This is a genomic window from Paraflavitalea sp. (assembly GCF_059502485.1).
The window spans coordinates 1-17,749 of record NZ_JCACET010000008.1; the positions used below are offsets into that span (position 1 = coordinate 1).

At 45.6% G+C, this 17,749-nt stretch carries 12 protein-coding genes; 7 read left to right on the forward strand and 5 right to left on the reverse strand.

Annotation, left to right across the window (positions count from 1 at the left end):
• Positions 1–22: 22 nt before the first annotated feature.
• A complete protein-coding gene (locus AC5JBY_RS02660; protein WP_495902999.1) occupies positions 23–970 on the reverse strand; it encodes a tyrosine-type recombinase/integrase in 948 nt (315 codons plus the stop codon).
• Between the two features lie 109 nt (positions 971–1,079).
• Complete coding sequence (locus AC5JBY_RS02665) at positions 1,080–1,652, reverse strand: GNAT family N-acetyltransferase (RefSeq protein ID WP_495903000.1); 573 nt, start codon at positions 1,650–1,652, stop codon at positions 1,080–1,082.
• A 357-nt stretch (positions 1,653–2,009) separates the two neighbouring features.
• On the opposite strand from AC5JBY_RS02665, the gene AC5JBY_RS02670 reads away from it, so the two are divergent.
• From AC5JBY_RS02670 to AC5JBY_RS02700, 7 genes are all read left to right on the forward strand, one after another.
• Entirely contained in the window at positions 2,010–5,027 is a 3,018-nt protein-coding gene (locus AC5JBY_RS02670) for a SusC/RagA family TonB-linked outer membrane protein (protein ID WP_495903001.1), read from the forward strand.
• Between the two features lie 11 nt (positions 5,028–5,038).
• Positions 5,039–6,724 (forward strand): RagB/SusD family nutrient uptake outer membrane protein, encoded by a 1,686-nt coding sequence (locus AC5JBY_RS02675; RefSeq protein WP_495903002.1) that lies wholly within the window; start codon positions 5,039–5,041, stop codon positions 6,722–6,724.
• 165 nt (positions 6,725–6,889) lie between these two features.
• Positions 6,890–7,708, forward strand: coding sequence for a helix-turn-helix domain-containing protein (locus AC5JBY_RS02680; protein WP_495903003.1), 819 nt, complete (start codon positions 6,890–6,892; stop codon positions 7,706–7,708).
• Positions 7,709–7,800: 92 nt separating this feature from the next.
• A complete protein-coding gene (locus AC5JBY_RS02685; RefSeq protein WP_495903004.1) occupies positions 7,801–8,577 on the forward strand; it encodes an isocitrate lyase/PEP mutase family protein in 777 nt (258 codons plus the stop codon).
• 46 nt (positions 8,578–8,623) lie between these two features.
• The gene (locus AC5JBY_RS02690; protein WP_495903005.1) at positions 8,624–9,004 is read left to right on the forward strand and encodes a YybH family protein; all 381 of its coding nucleotides are present in this window, start codon (positions 8,624–8,626) and stop codon (positions 9,002–9,004) included.
• A 61-nt stretch (positions 9,005–9,065) separates the two neighbouring features.
• Positions 9,066–9,980, forward strand: a complete 915-nt coding sequence (locus tag AC5JBY_RS02695) for a hypothetical protein (RefSeq protein WP_495903006.1) — start codon at positions 9,066–9,068, stop codon at positions 9,978–9,980.
• A 175-nt stretch (positions 9,981–10,155) separates the two neighbouring features.
• Positions 10,156–13,737, forward strand: coding sequence for an MBG domain-containing protein (locus AC5JBY_RS02700; RefSeq protein WP_495903007.1), 3,582 nt, complete (start codon positions 10,156–10,158; stop codon positions 13,735–13,737).
• Between the two features lie 73 nt (positions 13,738–13,810).
• Here the strand turns inward: AC5JBY_RS02700 and AC5JBY_RS02705 are convergent, their stop codons facing one another.
• The 3 genes from AC5JBY_RS02705 to AC5JBY_RS02715 form a co-directional block, all read right to left on the reverse strand.
• Positions 13,811–15,319 (reverse strand): S41 family peptidase, encoded by a 1,509-nt coding sequence (locus AC5JBY_RS02705; protein WP_495903008.1) that lies wholly within the window; start codon positions 15,317–15,319, stop codon positions 13,811–13,813.
• 117 nt (positions 15,320–15,436) lie between these two features.
• Entirely contained in the window at positions 15,437–16,012 is a 576-nt protein-coding gene (locus AC5JBY_RS02710; RefSeq protein ID WP_495903009.1) for a putative glycolipid-binding domain-containing protein, read from the reverse strand.
• 96 nt (positions 16,013–16,108) lie between these two features.
• Positions 16,109–17,644 (reverse strand): DEAD/DEAH box helicase family protein, encoded by a 1,536-nt coding sequence (locus tag AC5JBY_RS02715; protein ID WP_495903010.1) that lies wholly within the window; start codon positions 17,642–17,644, stop codon positions 16,109–16,111.
• Positions 17,645–17,749 lie beyond the last annotated feature (105 nt).

Here is a 17,749-nt window from a genome sequence, read left to right on the forward strand (position 1 = left end):
ATAATAAATAGTTATCCTGCATTCAGGACACTACATCACCCATCATCAAATCCCGTCTCGGATGCTTTGCTTTCAACAGCTGCCGCTGCTTATGCTTATTCACATGCGTATAGATTTGAGTAGTGTTCACAGAACTATGGCCGAGAAGCGACTGTATATACTTTATGTCCACATCCTTTTCCAACAGCAGCGTAGCAAAAGAGTGCCGGAAAACGTGGGGTGTTACATGCTTGGCAATGCCAGCCTCCTTCGACACCCGCTTTACCAGGTTCCGAATCGATTGGTCAGACAACACATTCCCAAACCTGTTTATTAAAAAATAGCCGTCGGAAGCGATCTCAGCACCCCATATTTTACGGTAATGCTTCAACAACGACAATACCTCTTCATTACAAACCTGGATAATACGCTCCTTATCCCCTTTCCCTTGAATGATGATCACACCCGTTTGTAAACTCACATCCTCATTCTTCAACCTCGCAATCTCCGATACCCTGCCACCGGTAGCAAAAAGCAGTTCTAGGATAGTAATATTGCGTACCACCTCTTTATAAGCATAACTATGCTTACCCTCCAACGCCTGCTTCCTCTTATAAAGGCTCCGTAGCATCCTGCCCACTTCAGAAAGATCCAGTACCGTCGGAAGCACCTTGGGCTCTTTGATCCTGATCTTCATCTTTCTCCATGGGTTAACAGCTATCAGATCATCAAACTCCAGGAAATTGAAAAGCGCCTTTAACGTAGCGACCTTACGTTTGATAGATTTGGCTTTTAATGAGGATATCTCTTCAAGAAAGCTCCTCAATTCTACTTTAGTCACGTGCTCGATCAACACAATTGACTTTGCTTCAATAAATGCCGAAAACTGCAACAAGTCCGTAGAATAAGCCTTGATAGTTTTGGTGCTTAAATTCTTCTCATAACGACAATGATTCAGGAAATTTTGAACAGCGCTTTGGATGGGATTCATACAGGTTTTGATTTGGGAAATAAAAAAGGGACGAATACGTCCCTATAGAATATAAATATAATACAAGCTATAATTGACCCGTAAAATCTACGCCTAAAAAGCCTATCATTTAAACATCTTTCCTCAAAAAATACAACCGGTAACTAAATTCATGTTCATGATAAATCGTAAACCCAAACCGTTTATACAATGGCAGATTCTGTGTCATGGAAGTTTCGAGGTACACAGGTAGTTGTTCCTGTTGCGCTATTTGCAATACTTCAGTCAGCAATGCGCTGCCTTTCCCTTTGCCCTGGGTTGAAGGCAGCACCCCAATAAACCACAAATACAACATATCTTTTTTACCCTTCACCTGGTGGATGATCTTTTCACGACCAGTGATCTTACCTGCATTCTTTGCACCAAAACAAGTAAGCAACAAACGCACATCCCACCATATCGTTTGAAAAGTCGTTCGCTTCTTGTGCGGATAAAAAAACAAAGCGGCAGCATCCCTATCCTTATTGAGAAACACCGATCCATAAGCCATACACACATCGAAAGAATAAGCCATCAGCGCTTTTATAGCAGAAGCCTTATCCTTTTTTGGATCGATTACATAATTAACACTCAGGTTATCCCAAAAAGCTTTTGTAAGAATATCGACAACTAAATTTTTATCAGCAGAAGATGCTTGCAGCATGCACAATAATAACCCAAATTGCCTTTACCGGGTTCATCAGCGTCTTTAGAATTTACATTACGAATATTGAATATATATCTAAAAGCATACAGGATGAGCCCAGCTTACTGAAGCCACACCCACTTCTGTCACATTCATCCAATTAACAGCTCACTCATCAAGATTATTTGGTTTAGTAATACTATAAATAGGTATACAATACCATGATTGAAATCACACTTCGCACGAAACCGGTTTCGCAATAACATAAAAGATAATATTCCCTTCTCTTTAACTTAATGTATTCATAACCAAAACTGAGGGGGATGGCCCCGCTAATTCTAACAACTTTGCACCTAAATTAAAACTTAGAGCCAAATGAAATTAATCAACCCACGGGTTACCGTGTGGGGTGTACTGCTATTGGCGCATCTGCTAATGTATGCAACTGCATTTTCCCAAACGACCCAAACAACTGCCAGAGGAACTGTAGTCAATGAAAGCTCCGCACCGATGCAAGGCGTCACGGTATTGGTAGCCAACGAAAAAAATCAATTTAAAAGATCAGCACAAACAGATTCAAAAGGAGCCTTCGAATTTAAAAACCTCGATGCAACAGGCACCTACAGCTTCACTTTCTCGCATGTAGGCTACGCAGAAAAAAAAGTAAGTGGAAATAAACCCGATGCTGCCGGCGCTATTGTAGTGGATGTAACATTGGAGCCCTCTTCTTCCAACACGGCAGCAGAAGTAGTGGTGGTAGGTTATGGTAAATCCACCAAGCGCGATGTAACCGGAGCTGTGAAATCAGTAAAAGCAGCCGACTTCAACAAAGGTATCATCAACACACCCGAGGAACTCTTACAAGGTAAGGTATCAGGCGTGAACGTTACTTCCGCCAGCGGTGAGCCCGGCGCTATTCAGAATATTACCATCCGTGGTCCGGGCGGTGTTCGTACCGGAAGTACACCACTATTTGTAGTAGATGGTATGGCCCTCGACAACTCATCAGTAGGCGGCGCCATCAACCCGATCAGCTTCCTCAACCCACAGGATATCGAATCCATGGACGTACTGAAAGATGCATCAGCTACAGCCATCTATGGATCAAGAGGCGCTAATGGTGTAGTACTCATCACTACTAAAAAAGGCCGCGCAGGTTTTAGCACAGTGAGCTATAACTTCAGCGGAGGCTTCAGCACCATGGCCAACCCATTACCCGTTTACAAAACAGATGAGTATAAGAAACAAGTAGCCGCACTCGGCAATGCACTGGAAGATTTCAAAGGCAGTACCGATTGGCAAAAAGAAGTAAGCCGCACAGCCTGGACACAAAACCACAACGTTACCCTGTCAGGAGGCACCAACAAGTTCACCTACTATGGTTCTTTCGGCATGCAATTGCAGCAAGGTATCCTAAAAGGTAATGACGTGAAACGCTACAACGGCCGTTTCAACATGAGCCAGAAACTGCTCGACGACAGGCTGGTGATAGAGGCTAACCTGAGCGCCAACAACACATCCAACCTGCGCCCCAACATTGGCGGCCTCATCGGTGGCGCTATCTCTACCAACCCAACCATCCCTGCCTATGGTGCTGATGGAAAGCCCTTCCAGTTCCAGAACGGTATCAACCCACTCGCGGTGCTAGCCCTCGAAAAGGACATCACCTCCATCAACAGGGTATTGGGTAATATCAGCGGTTCGTTGACCATCCTGAAAGGACTGGTATATAAGATCAACTTCGGTATCGATAACTCTACTGCTACCAGAGACATCCAGTCACTGCCCAACACAGTACCCCTGCGCCTGGGTCGCCTGGAAACCTATAGCAACGTTAACCGCAACCACCTGATCGAAAATTACCTCACCTACGCAACAACGATCAATAACCATAAGCTCACAGCACTGGCAGGTCACTCCTATCAGAAGTTCTTTATACAAGGTCGCGGCACCAGCATCAACAACTTCCCGATCTCTGATGTAGAACCAATCTATAATCCAGGTCTCGGACAGGAGCTTACCCTTGCCAATAACAGGCCTTCCGGTTATGCTGTCATCAACGAACTGCAATCATTCTTCGGACGTGTAAACTACTCGTACGATGACAAGTACCTGTTCACTGCCACCGTACGTGCAGATGGTTCATCTAAATTCGGAGCCAACAACAAGTATGGTGTATTCCCTTCCTTCTCCGGAGCATGGATAATATCCAGAGAAAAGTTCCTGGAAAATGGCCCCTTCTATAACCTGAAACTGCGTGCAGGATGGGGAAAAACAGGTAACCAGGAAATTCCTTCCAAGATCACACAGGCGCTGTTTACCGCCACACCAGGCGCAGCAGCCAGCTATCCGCTTTATCCAGGCACTGCCTACCCTGTAGGTACAGCTTACCAGCGTTTGGCTAATCCTGATATCCAGTGGGAAGTTTCTGCACAAACAGACATAGGTCTGGATTTCGAATTGTTTGGCGGAGCATTGACTGGTACCGTTGATTACTTCCGCAAAGTGACCGACAACATCCTGCTCGAAGTAATACCTGCCGATCCTATTCAGCCGGCATCTACCCAGTGGACCAATGTGCCAGACATGACCATCACCAACAAAGGGGTGGAATTTGATCTCGCATATCGTCATACTACCCCCAACGGATTCTCGTATTCAGTAGGCGGTAACGTTACATTCATCAATAACAAAGTTGAACATTCGCCCTATTCAGTGATCCCTTCAGGTTCTGCTTCCGGTGCCGGTCTTACATCCGCTACCATCAACGGTTATGTGAATGGTCAACCTATTGGAACATTCTTCCTCCAGGAGTTTATTGGTTTTGACGCCAATGGCCTGAGCATGTACCGTGATGTTACAGGAGATGGCGTTGCCAACGATAAAGATCGTCAGGCCCTCGGATCAGCGTTGCCCAAAACCATGTACAACTTCTATTTCAACCTTGGTTACAAAGGCCTCGACCTGTCAGCCAACTTCAATGGCGTATCCGGCAACAAGGTTTATGACAACACTGCCAACTCCAGCTTCTACAAAAACCTGCTGGCAAAAGGCGTGAACACTACTCCCGAAGCTATTGCCGATCCTAAAGAAGCAACCACCAACTCAGCGCCTGTGTCTTCCCGCTACCTGAAAGACGCCAAGTTCCTGCGGATGAACAACCTGAGTATCGGTTACACCTTCAACACCAAAGCAATGGGCTTAGGCAAATGGATCAATGCAATGAGAGTGTCGCTTACAGGACAAAACCTGTTTGTCATCACACCTTACGATGGATACGATCCTGAAGTAAATACCGACAGGACCATCAATGGCATCTCATCCTATGGAATCGATTACCTCAGCTATCCTAAAGCAAGGTCATTCCTCCTTGGATTCAATGTAACCTTCTAAAGTTAATTACCATGACAAAGAAAATATTCATACCACTTATACTTAGTGCCATCGTAGCAGGTACAGGTTGTACCAAGCTGAACGAAAAGGTACTTGACGAATCATCAGCAACAGGGCTTACACCCAAGCAGGCAGCAGAGGGCGCTATTGCACCCGTATACGCACAGCTGCCCAACATCTTCCTGCATACCAACTACCTCGCTATCCAGGAGATCTCTACAGACGAAGCTATCCTCCCTTACCGCGGCGGTACCGATTGGGGTGATAACGGCATTTACCTGGCGCTGCACAGGCACGCATCCACTTCCACCGACCCCAACCTCCGCAACACCTGGAACCTGTTGGTACAAGGCGTTTCAAGGTCGATCTCGGCGCTGAACTCACTGCCCACATTAAATGATCCATCCGTAAAAACCTTCACCGCAGAGGCCAAAGCCATGCGCGCATACTACAATATGATGCTGCTGGACCTTTTCGGATTGATATTCGTGAAAGATGATCCCAGTGCATTATCAGCTATACTACGCGGCACTGAAGCAGTGGAGTACATCAAAAAAGAACTGCTTGATGCAGAGCCCAACCTCGAAAGTGGTGTTACTACCGGCAGGGTTTCCAAAGAAGCCTGCTGGGGATTATTGGCACGCCTCTACCTCAACAGCGCTGCCTATAAAAATATCTATGGTACGCAACTCACTTTCGCACCAGCCGACATGGACAAGGTGATCGAGTATTGCGACAAGATCATTTCTTCCAACAAGTACCAGTTCTCTCCTGAGTATTTTGCCATCTTCGATGACAACAACGACACCAACAAAGAGATCATCTTTGCAGTAGACCAACGTGCCGACCTTAACGGTCATAACCGTATGGCTTACTTCTCCCTTTCCGGTGATCAGTTTCCTTTACCCGATTATGTTGGCGCCAACGGAACAGATGGTCCGGCCATTACATCCGATTTCTACCAGGTGTGGGCACAGGCATATGCACCTGCTGATCCTTCAGCAGACCCACGCTTCTATAAAGAAAACCTGTCGATCTATTCCAATCCTGCCGATAGCTGTGTACCTGCTGCACAGTTCTTCATCAACCGTGGTATCCTGCGTGGACAACAATACGGTTTGATCAGAAAGAACGGTGTATTTGTAAAATGTGTTAATGGCAGCATGAAAGTAGGTCAGCTATTCCACGACACCCGCAACAAGCCTACACAGCCTGTGATCTTTACCGAAAAAGTAGACTTCACCACCGCTGGTAGCGATTATCCTTCCGGTTATCGCGTATCCAAATACATGTTCAGCCGCAAATCAGTGAGTGGACGGAACTTTGGCGAAGCAGATATCGTGATCCTCCGTCTTGCAGACGTATACCTCATGCGTGCCGAAGCGAAACTCAGGAAAAGCAACGATGTAGCCGGAGCACTGGCCGATGTGAATGCCATAAGAGCAGCCCGTACCGCACGTCAAAAAGCACCAGCCCTCACCAGCATGACCCTCGACCTGCTGTTCAGAGAGCGTGGATTCGAACTATATTGGGAGTGCCTCAGAAGGACCGATATGATCCGCTTTGGTAAATATGAAGGAGCCTGGACAGAGAAGAGCGACAACAATCCGAAGAAAAGGCTCTTCCCGATTCCTCAGACAGCCATCGACGGCGCCAGCAACCTGAAAGACTACCTGAAACAAAACGACAGTTATTAAGATATCGTAGGGAGTATTATAGTTAAGCGACAAAGAGTCCCACCTGCATGTGGGACTCTTTTATTTTGTTCCGAATTGTACAATTCCAGAGCGCCCGGTCTGGCTAACTTTACTACCTTTAAAGACGGTTTTGAGTGACTTGTTGTTGTAAATCGTGCAGAACCAATGAACTATACCGAAATAAAGCCCGATAGCAGGTTAAAGCACTATGTAAAATGTTACTTTGTCTATGAATCCTCATCAGACGTAGCATTTGAAGATACCGTGTACCCGAGCGGCTTAATGGAAATAATATTCAACCTCGGCACCGGCCAATGGCAAACAGCCGTAGGCGATAGCTACATTACAACACCTTCTATAGAACTGTGGGGACAGCTCATCAAGCCATTGCCTATCAAATCCATCGGCAAAAATATCATGCTGGGCATCCGCCTCTTTCCCCATGGCGCCGCTTGCTTTGTTCCCAACAACATCGACCACTTCAATGATCAGATCATCGACTTCCGTGCTGTGTCCAATAATACAGTAGATGCACTGTATACACAACTGCAGGAAATAACGGGCTGGCAACAAAGAATAGAACTGGTGGAAAGATTCCTCCTGCATAGACTTTCCCAGTCGGAAAAGAGGCTCGATAAAGTAGAAGTAGTCAGCGATATCATGAACGAACTACAACGCGAAGATTTCTTCGATAACATCGAGAACGTAGCATCCCGCTACGGCATCTCCGCACGATACCTGCAAAAACTCTTTCTGCAACACACAGGGCTTACTCCTAAACTGTACAGCAAAATAAATCGCTTCCAGAATAGTCTTCGTCTATTGAACAATAAGAAAGACGCTTCCCTCACTTCCATTGCTTACGATTGCGGGTACTTCGACCAGTCACACTTCATCAGGGAATTTAAAAGCTTCACCGGCACTACCCCTTCCAGCTATTCCGTCGACAACTCACCGCTTACATTGGCATTTGCCAGCCACTAAGCAGTTCCGTTTTATACAATTTACAGGCATAGCCACTACGATAATTTTGATGCCGATAGCAAGACACATTAGTAATCGGTAAACAAAAAATTATGTCCTCAGCATTTGATCAGTTTAGAAAACTACACCACGCATCCGACCTGTTTGTACTTCCCAACGCCTGGAATGCAAAGAGCGCCCGCCTCTTCCAGGAACAAAACTTCCCGGCTATCGCTACCTCCAGCGCTGCAGTAGCCAACAGCCTGGGCTATGAAGATGGAGAAGAAATGACGTTTGCAGAATACCTTCTTGTCGTTAAACGTATATTATCAACCATACAGGTACCCTTAACAGTAGACATTGAAACAGGCTACGGAACAACCGACGAAGAGATATATGCCAACATCAGACAGCTGGCCGATCTTGGGGTTGCTGGCATCAACATCGAAGATTCCATGGTCAATAAGGCGGGCAGAAAGCTAAAAGAAGCAGCCCCCTTTGCCAGGATAATAGAGCGGGTAAAGAACAGGTTGACTGCAGATAACACCAATGTCTTTATCAACGTACGTTGCGACACCTTTATCCTCAATGTCGCAAACAAGCTGCAGGAAAGCCTACAACGCACAAAACTCTACGAGGCAGCAGGAGCAGACGGCATCTTCCTTCCCTGCATTGCGCGCGAAGAAGATATCCTCACTGTAATAAGCAATACCAACCTACCCCTCAATGTGATGTGCATACCTGGCCTCCCTGGCTTTGAAGAACTCAACAACATGGGTGTTAAGCGCGTAAGCATGGGGAATTTCTTCTTTAATAAACTGTACGACAACATCGGCACACTTTCCCGCGCGATCGCTAAAGTTCAAAACTTTGAACCCATCCTTGCATAGCAAGGGAACATTTCCAATCATCATTCATTATAAAAAATCAACAAACATGAACCTACCTACAAAGGCAGCAGACGCGCATGCAACACTGGCAGCAGCATTCAATACAGGCGATGTAGCCACTGTGTTGAGCATGTATGACTTCAATGGCATCATTGTCCCGGAGCCCGGCAAACCGGTATCAGGCAAAGACCAGTTTGAACAGGCCATCAAAGCCATCCTGTCTATTAAAGGAACGATGGAAATCAAAACAGTCTATTGCCTGCAAACAGGCAACCTCGCAGTAGGAAGGTCCGAATGGAGCATTACCGATGGCGATGAAGTGAAAATAAGCGCCAAAGGCATCGAAGTAATGAAACAGCAGCCCGACGGCACCTGGAAGATCGTGATAGACCACGCGTTCGGCGCCCTCGAAAATATGGTGGCATAACGGTTTCCACTTACGTGCAGGCCTGGTTGAACAACCAGGCCATTTCTATATATTTACATACATGAAAACCATCCTGCGAATTGCTTCCGCCATAGTGGTAGCCTGCTTTCTGTTAAGCAGCCTCCCTTCCTGCAACGACACCACCACGCAGCAGCCAACAGCTACGGCCATACCTTATCCGCAACCTTTACCGGATTCCATCCCCCTCATTTTCCTGCCCGGCATAGTATCCAAAGACTCCTTTGATTTCAATGCGGCATTCTCTCCGGATGGCAAATTCTATTACTTCTCAAGGACCATGAATAAACAATCCAAAATATATGTTAGCCATTACAACGGTACCGCCTGGGATGAGCCCGTTCTGTTATCAAATGTAGAAGTTACTTATTCGGATGCCGATCCTGCTTTCGCGCCCGATGGCAAACTGTACTTCATTTCCAACAGGCCCAAAGACCAGTCTGACACACTGAAGGATTACGATCTCTATTCCATAACACCATTACCCAATGGCACCTGGACTAAACCGGAATACCTGCAAAAAATCAATACCGATAGTAATGACTACTATGCTTCATTTACTACCAATGGCAATCTGTACTTTGCATCATCCCGTAGCGGCGGATTCGGAAAAGAAGATATTTATGTAAGCAAACTGATCAACGGACAATACACAACACCGGAGAACCTGGGCGCAGCCATCAATACCCCCAATTCAGAATTCGACCCCGGCATATCAGCCAAAGACGATATCCTCCTATTCGCCTCTTCGAACAGAGAAGATGGCTTTGGAGCCGCAGACCTGTACTATTCCCGGCCAGGCGCCAACAAACAATGGCAATCGGCTGCCAACCTTGGCCCAAAGTTCAATACCCAGACACGTGATTTTTGCCCTTATATTTCACCCGATGGGCAATATTTTTTCTACAGCAGCGAGCGTGAAATAAAGTGGATCGACACCCGGTATTTACCAAAATAAGTCTCTGTCACACAAGTACTAAGCACACACATATCATCATAATATAAATGCAGTCAACTCCGGGCTTCTCTGCCCTGCTATTATTCCCTTTTTAGGAACAATATAACCATGTTGGGATTCGTTACCTGTTACAATGCCCCGGCTGCATATAATACCGGGTTATAATCCCTTTCCCATGATAAAATCTGTACATGCTTCCCTTTTAAAGTCATTTACAAGGAACAAACGCAAGCCGCTGATGATAGCCACTTGTCTGGCTGCATCTGCAACAGTACTGGCAACAGTTATCATACCACAGAGCCGGCGGATAAGTACCGCGGTCAATAACGATATTGAGGTAGTTAGTGTGGAGCCCGAAATTGGGACCATCAGCAGGTTATGGACCGACCAGAATAATATTAAAGCTACTATCAGGAACGCTGGTACGCAGGACCAGTCTGATATAACAGTAGACTTTACTGTAACAGGTGCCAATGCAGAGCACCAGGTACAAACAATTCCCTTCCTCGCTGCAGGGACCAGTACAACAGTAACATTCATGGGATCGGTTGCCAACACAGGCACCCAAACCATTGAAGTGAAAGTGCCCGACGATGAAGACAATGCCAACAACACCGTATCCATCTCACAGGAAGTAACCTGTAGCAACTTTGCTTATACAGGAACCGAGTCGATATATGATGGCTTTGGCCTTGCAGCACCCGGTATCATTACCGCCCGCTACAATGCACCAGGTGTACCGGTACAGCTTACAGGCGTTTCTTTTCACGTGGCCGATAACCCTGCCAACATCGGCAAAACAGTTACACCCATGATGCTCGATGAAGGTGGCATCATTATAAACGATGGGCCAGACTTTGTAATCACCGCCAGCGACCTCAACACTATCGTACAACTCCCTTTCTACTATGCTGCCATCATCAATCCAGGAGAAGCATTTTATATAGGCATCCGCCAGGCAGAGGGAGGACATAACCCCGTTGGGTTGTCATCGCCCACGGCTACACCTGCCAACAGGTATTATACTTTCCCCGATGGTGGAGGTACAGGTACAGAATATACCGGTCCCGGCAATCTTAAGATAGGAGCAGTAGGAGAAATGGCTGCCGAACTGAACATATCCGTATATGGACAGATCATGGAAGGAAGGCAGGTGACATTCATGGCTACATCCGGCTATGAAAATTATACCTTCAAGGTAAACGGCAATGTAGTACAATCATCAGCCAATAGCGAGTATACTTATTACCCCAAACCATACGATCAGGTTCACGTTGTGATCAGCCGCAACGGATGCACCACATCACCTATCGGCAACTATTCCATGGACGTACTGGGCATCAACCCCACTAACAATATATTATACGTCAACAAAAACAGTATAGTGCCCGGTGATGGAAGCAGCTGGGACGCTCCTCTGATCGAACTGGCAGATGCCTTGCGTTATGCCAAAGCAAGACAGGACAACTGGACTGCCGCCACTCCGCTGCAGATCTGGGTGGCAGGAGGGACCTACAAACCTTTGTATAGCCCTGCCGATAACAACTTCGGTAATGACGATGGTATGAACAACGCCTTCCTGCTGGTAAAAAACACCAGGCTCTATGGAGGTTTTGCAGGCAACGAAAACACACTGGAACAAAGAGACCTCTCCCTTACCGCCAATACAAGTATGCTGAGTGGAGACTATAATAACGATGACCAGATCATCGGTACCGGCAGCTCACTGGTCATCGACAACCGTTTTGAGAATGCCTGCCACGTAGTGATCGCTTCCGGCGATGTGGAAACAGCATCGATGGACGGCTTTACCATCAAAGGTGGTGGTGGAGATGTAGAATCGCTGAACGATATAGATGTCAACGGCAATACGATCACCAAGCTGGCAGGTGCCGGATTGCACAACTACCTTGCATCACCGGTTTACACCAACCTGATCGTAACTGGTAATACATCGTCCTTCTTTGGAGGGGGTATTTACAACGACCAGTCCTCAGCTATCTATACCAATGTGCTCATTACAGATAACCTCGCGGAATTCCAGGGAGGTGGTATGGCAAACTCGAACCTCTCATCGCCCATCCTCACCAACCTCACCATCAGCAACAACAATGCAGCAGTGAGTGGAGGAGGTATCGCCAACATGTCTTCCAGCCCATCCATTCGTAATACTATAGTATATGGCAACAGTGATGGCATGTCTAACATGAACAGTATGCCCTTCACAGTCTTCAGCTTAATTGAAGGCTTGCCTGAAGACCCGGCCAACCATAACTTCGATGGCGCCCTCGATCCTATGTTCCTGAATCCGGCAGGTGGCAACTACACCCTAAAAGCCGAAAGCCCGGGTATCAATGCAGGTAACAGGAATTATTATGAAGAGGGAGAAACACCCGATCTGTCGTGGCTGCTGACAGACATTGCCGGCAAGCCACGTATCACCGGCAGTGCCATCGACCTCGGTGTATACGAATCAAGCTCAAAAGATCAGAACATTACAGCAAACGATATCAACATTACTTATGGAGATGCCGACTACGAACTGACGGCCACAGCCAGCTCAGGACTGCCGGTAAGCTACACATTAGCCAGCGACTCCACCGCAGAGATCTATCAGGACCCGGGCGATGGTAAATGGAAGATAAAGATCAAAGAAGCAGGCGCCGTAACTATCACAGTAAGCCAGCCCGGTGATCTCGTCTATGATCCTGCACCGGATGTAGAGATACTGCTCATCGTGAACCGTAAAGAACTGGTGGCTACAGCTGAGAATAAGACAAAAGCATATGGAGAAGCCCTGCCGGCATTGACGATCAGCTACGCTGGTTTTGTAGGCACCGACGGCGTACACTCCATCATTGCACCGGAGATCGTTACCACGGCTACCGCCACCAGCGCGCCGGGCGAATACCCGATCATATTAAAACATGGTGACGCAGACAACTACTCGTTTAAACTGATCAATGGTACCCTTATCGTAGAAGGCGCTATAATCACCATACAGCAGCAACCGGCAGCACAAACAGTATGCGCAGGAAGTACAGTCAACTTTACTACGATTGCAACCGCCTCCATGTCGGCGACCATTACCTACCAATGGCAGCAAAGTAGTGACAACAATGACTGGGACAATATAGCCGGTGCCAACAAAACCGAGCTCAACACCACAGCAGCCAACGATCTCTACTACCGTTGCGTATTGAAGGCGCCGGGTAGAGAAGTATATACAGATGGAGTAAAACTGGTAGTAAAACCTGTCGACAAACCAATCATTAATGTGCCCAATACAATCTGTCTGTCAGAAGCACGATTTACGCTGAGCGCTTCCCTGCCAGGCGGCGTATTCTCCGGACAAGGCGTGGGCGGCAATACCTGGTACATCGATAGCCTGAAACCAGGCGGCCACATGATCCAGTACACTTACAACAATGCCAATGGATGTACAGTTGTTACCAACAAATCTGTGAGCCTGTCACTGTGTGGCGAGAAAGACCAGGTAATAGCAACAAAAGCACAGCCAAACCCCACTACCGGTCACATCACGGTAAAAGCACTTCTGGCTGAAAGCACACGGCAGAACATCACAGTTACCAATGCCTTTGGACAAAAGGTATTGCAGCAACAACAACTGAGGCTTACCAAAGGCTGGAACCTCATACCGCTAGATCTTACAGCAGTAGGTCCAGGAATCTACTTCATTACCATCACAGGGCTCGATAAGACACCTGCTACTGTGATCAGGATCGTGAAAATGTAAGCGTGGAACAAACGTAAAAGCAAATCCCCCTTATAGCCAGCGCATGCAGGAAGCTAATAACTTCCTGCATTTTTTATTTATTCAGTTTCGCCATGGCCAGCTCTACTGCCCGGTTCATGGGTTTGTCAATGCCCTGTAGCACATCGGCCATCCGTTTTTCAACGGCATGATCCGGCCGTATGCCTACCCCTTTCTCTGTAGCCTGGCCGGCATTCCAGTATTCATACATATGGATCTTCAGGCTTAGTTGGGAGTTGGGCAATTTAACCTGCGCGTTAAGGCCGGAAGTATTGCCTTCGTAAGTGCCACCACTCTCTTCGCCAATAAACGATGAAGTAGTTACATTCCACAAAGCGGCAGCTACATCGGCAGCAGTAGAGAAAGTGCCGCCATCCAGTAATACATACACCATCCCCGAGAAAGGGAATTTCGCCGGCTGCTGTTCACTTACTCCATTATGCAATTTCGCCGTTACCAGGTAACCACCATTGGGATCAGCAACAACACCGTTACGCAGGTCATCCAGCGTACTCGCTTTAAAAGAAGTAAAGGAGGGTTGGATAGTTTTCAACCGGATGCGATCAAAATAGCGGAATGGCTTATTGGTAAACTGAGACACCAGATAAGCCCCATGCATATCGATACCTCCACCATTGCCACGCAGATCGAGGATCAGCGCCTTCGTTTTCTGCATGTGCAGTATTCGGAATATAGAATCAACAGGCGCCTGGAAATTCTCCGTATCAAAAGAACGGATACGCAGGTAAGCAATAGCAGGATCCTGCATAAATCGAAAAGAGATATTATCCTTCGCCCCATCAAGACTGGAAACATTCATTCTTGCAACTGCATTCACAACATTGTTGTTTCTGTTATTTTCCCGCTCAGCGTTCAAAACACCGGGTAGTTTCACAACAATCACCTTGCCTGTCGAATCACGAGCCGTAATAGAGAACTCCATAGACTGATCAACCAACAACCAGTAATAAGCAGCAAAGCCTCGTTCAAGGCGTCTCTTCTTACCCGTTTCAACAAACCCATCTCCTGAAATACATGACAACATCCGCTTCACCAACTCGCCTGCCTTATGTCCATTGATATCGACAATCTCCATGCCGGGACAGATAGAAGAGTCGCCCCGGGAATCATTGAACAGTACCATTAAACCGGCATCTTCAATCGATACACGGAGGGGGAATAACCGGGACTGAACCAGTGACGTAATTGTTGCCGGATCATACTCCAAACGCATATGCCCATCGCGGGTGGTGGCCAGCAGTTCACACAGGAGTGCAATAAAAGCATGTTGATTATTGATGCCCTCTATCCTCTTGCGGTAAGCATCAAACCGTTTATTCATTTCGGCCCTGGTAGAAAAACGGTAAAGGCCGCCATGCGCTTCTTCAAGTGCTTTACGCAGCAAGTCGAAGTCGGCTTGCATGGCGGAAACAGTAAGCTTTCTGGGTACAGTGGAGGGCGTGTCGGCAACCGGGCTTGTTTGAGAAATAGCCAGCGCAGGAAGAACTGGCAAGCAGACACCTATCAATAAGACAATAAGGAGGTTAGTTGGTTTTGTTTTCATGACAAAGAGCTTTTGAGGTGGCTATTTACTAAGTACACCGCAAAAACTCGTTTGTGACAAGGCAGTAAAATTGGCTGCAGGGCCTTGCAAGAAATAGCGAGATTATGCCAGGTTTAATTATGGCAGATAGTTTGTTTGCAAAGCGGCAGTTCGTACAAACAGGGCCGGATAATCAACCACCAGGCCATGCTCATCAACGATGATATCAGCTTCAAAATCATTGGGAATATTCTCGTAGTGGTATAGCTTGTTGGAAAGGCAGGTATACAGCTGGCGCACCGGTTGGATCTGCTGCTCCAGCACATCGCAATAGACAACCTGGATTTCCTGCGATTGGCCGTCACTCAGATTAAGCCTCCTGATGGGCAACGTATTGGTAAAAGGAGTCAATGGAATATCTACTTCGGTGCATCCATTAAACTGACTGGCATCGCGTCCATTCATCTGCCAGTTACCTTTCCCATCACATTCCAGCAGCAGATGCTCTTTGAAATCGCTATGCCGGTAGCGTAAGTCCAGCAACAAGGTTTGCCACCCTTGATTCGTCCTGATCGTATAATCAACCTGGTAGAGCTTTTCCTGGTACTTCCCGATGATAGTAGAATTGATCACCACACCAGTATCCGATATAGTAACCAAACAGTTCTCCAGCGAATAATATTCACGTCCTGTCCAAAGCGTATTGATCTGCATAACTTATTAATTATGAACGCCGGCCAAAAGAATAGCAGCGCCTACCGAAGCTTATTAAAAAATCAGGCCAGGAAAGTATTAAAACTGGATAGCTGATTAAATCGGATATTTATACAATAAATCAGTTGCTCTAGTAAAATCAAATACATTAAAATAGTCCTTCCCCTCAGTTCGCCGAGCTCCCCTTTGAATAATTTGTAAAAGTTCGATTAACGAATGTATTGGGCGGCAAATAACAATGTTTCGTATTTCCTTTATGTCGAATCCTGTAGTTAAAAGTTTAGCCGTTGTCAAAATCGTTGGACTTCCATCGATATTTCTTGCAAATCTATCCAAAAGATCTTTGCCTTTATCTCCATCTGCTGAAGTAACCCGAACACAATATGGATAACCATCTAGACCTTTTATTTCATTTATTGCGTCGCTAATCTGGAGAGCATGCACTTGATTTTTACAATAAACAATTGTTTTATCCTTTGTCCCTATTAGCTCAATAATTCCTTTTGCTATAAATTTTGCTTCCTCATGGGAAGAAATACGTTTTAATAATGGTTCTAGCTCACTATTAAAAAAGCTGTCTTTATGCACAGCAATACGGTAAATTTTAGGGGTAGCCAATACATTATCCTCAATAGCATCTTTAATGGAATATTCAAACACTGGCACTTCATAAGTATCTTGTTCATCAAGCCTTTCAATTGGTACAAAAGATGAAATACCTATCTGTATGGCATGATCAAAATACAATAGAATTTTGTTCCACTTACCGTCTTTTGAAATAGAAGGCTTATGATACTCATCTGCTATAATAATATCGAAAAAACTCTTACTAAACTTCCTAAAAAGCTCCAGTTTCTTTTTTCTGAAAGAAAACAACTGATAAGTAGAAAAGAAAACACCTGATTCAGGATAAAATTTTAAATTATTTGAGTCAGTAATAATAACCTTAGCAATATCTTCAGCAAACTGATTAAAAAAGTGAGCGCTTTGTTCTACGATTTCTCTCCGATCCGAAAGAAATAATACTCGTGGATTCCTATCAGCTCCTTCAATATTCCATTTACTCTTTATAAGCTTATATAAAACCTGGAAAACTACATATGTTTTTCCTGTGCCAGGCGACATTCTGATTAATGCTCTCTTATTTCGCTGAGCAATGCTTTCAATTAGGTTTTCAATTGCTGTATTCTGATACTGATGAGGCTTATTTTTATGATTTAATGGGGTACTTCTTAGTAATTCTTCAAGCGTAACATGAGGCATCATAATTTTCGCAAGAAGCTCTTCAAGAGTAGGAAAATTCGGAACAATTTTTCCTTTCCCGGAACTCATATCGAACTCGTATATTTCTTTCCCGTTTGCGGCATATACAAATCGAACTTGAAGTTTTGTAGCGTAAAGAATCGCTTTTTGCAATCCTGAGTTCACCTTTTTATCCCAACGCTTTGCTTCTATTATTGCCAAATAGGCATTATCATTTACCAGCAAATAATCAACAAAGACTCTTGCCTCCTTATTCTTTTCCGAATATTTAAAATAGAATTCTCTTTTTATATTGAATGGCTTCCAACTGCTCTCCTGCAACGCAGGATCAATATAAATCGCTCGAATATCTGCTTCTGAATATCGCATCGCACTAATATCGTTTTATAAATCTTCACAAATAATATCACCCCACTTAATACTACAGATAGCCACATAGTTAATTAACCTGTGAAGTATAGAAAATTAATAATA

Bases quoted from the DNA above. Each gene is read 5' to 3' on its own strand.
- AC5JBY_RS02695 (WP_495903006.1), top strand. From the start codon at position 9,066: ATGAAAACCATCCTGCGAATTGCTTCCGCCATAGTGGTAGCCTGCTTT.
- AC5JBY_RS02690 (WP_495903005.1), top strand. From the start codon at position 8,624: ATGAACCTACCTACAAAGGCAGCAGACGCGCATGCAACACTGGCAGCA.
- AC5JBY_RS02680 (WP_495903003.1), top strand. From the start codon at position 6,890: ATGAACTATACCGAAATAAAGCCCGATAGCAGGTTAAAGCACTATGTA.
- AC5JBY_RS02675 (WP_495903002.1), top strand. From the start codon at position 5,039: ATGACAAAGAAAATATTCATACCACTTATACTTAGTGCCATCGTAGCA.
- AC5JBY_RS02670 (WP_495903001.1), top strand. From the start codon at position 2,010: ATGAAATTAATCAACCCACGGGTTACCGTGTGGGGTGTACTGCTATTG.
- AC5JBY_RS02705 (WP_495903008.1), bottom strand. From the start codon at position 15,319: ATGAAAACAAAACCAACTAACCTCCTTATTGTCTTATTGATAGGTGTC.
- AC5JBY_RS02685 (WP_495903004.1), top strand. From the start codon at position 7,801: ATGTCCTCAGCATTTGATCAGTTTAGAAAACTACACCACGCATCCGAC.
- AC5JBY_RS02700 (WP_495903007.1), top strand. From the start codon at position 10,156: ATGATAAAATCTGTACATGCTTCCCTTTTAAAGTCATTTACAAGGAAC.
- AC5JBY_RS02665 (WP_495903000.1), bottom strand. From the start codon at position 1,652: ATGCTGCAAGCATCTTCTGCTGATAAAAATTTAGTTGTCGATATTCTT.
- AC5JBY_RS02660 (WP_495902999.1), bottom strand. From the start codon at position 970: ATGAATCCCATCCAAAGCGCTGTTCAAAATTTCCTGAATCATTGTCGT.
- AC5JBY_RS02715 (WP_495903010.1), bottom strand. From the start codon at position 17,644: ATGCGATATTCAGAAGCAGATATTCGAGCGATTTATATTGATCCTGCG.
- AC5JBY_RS02710 (WP_495903009.1), bottom strand. From the start codon at position 16,012: ATGCAGATCAATACGCTTTGGACAGGACGTGAATATTATTCGCTGGAG.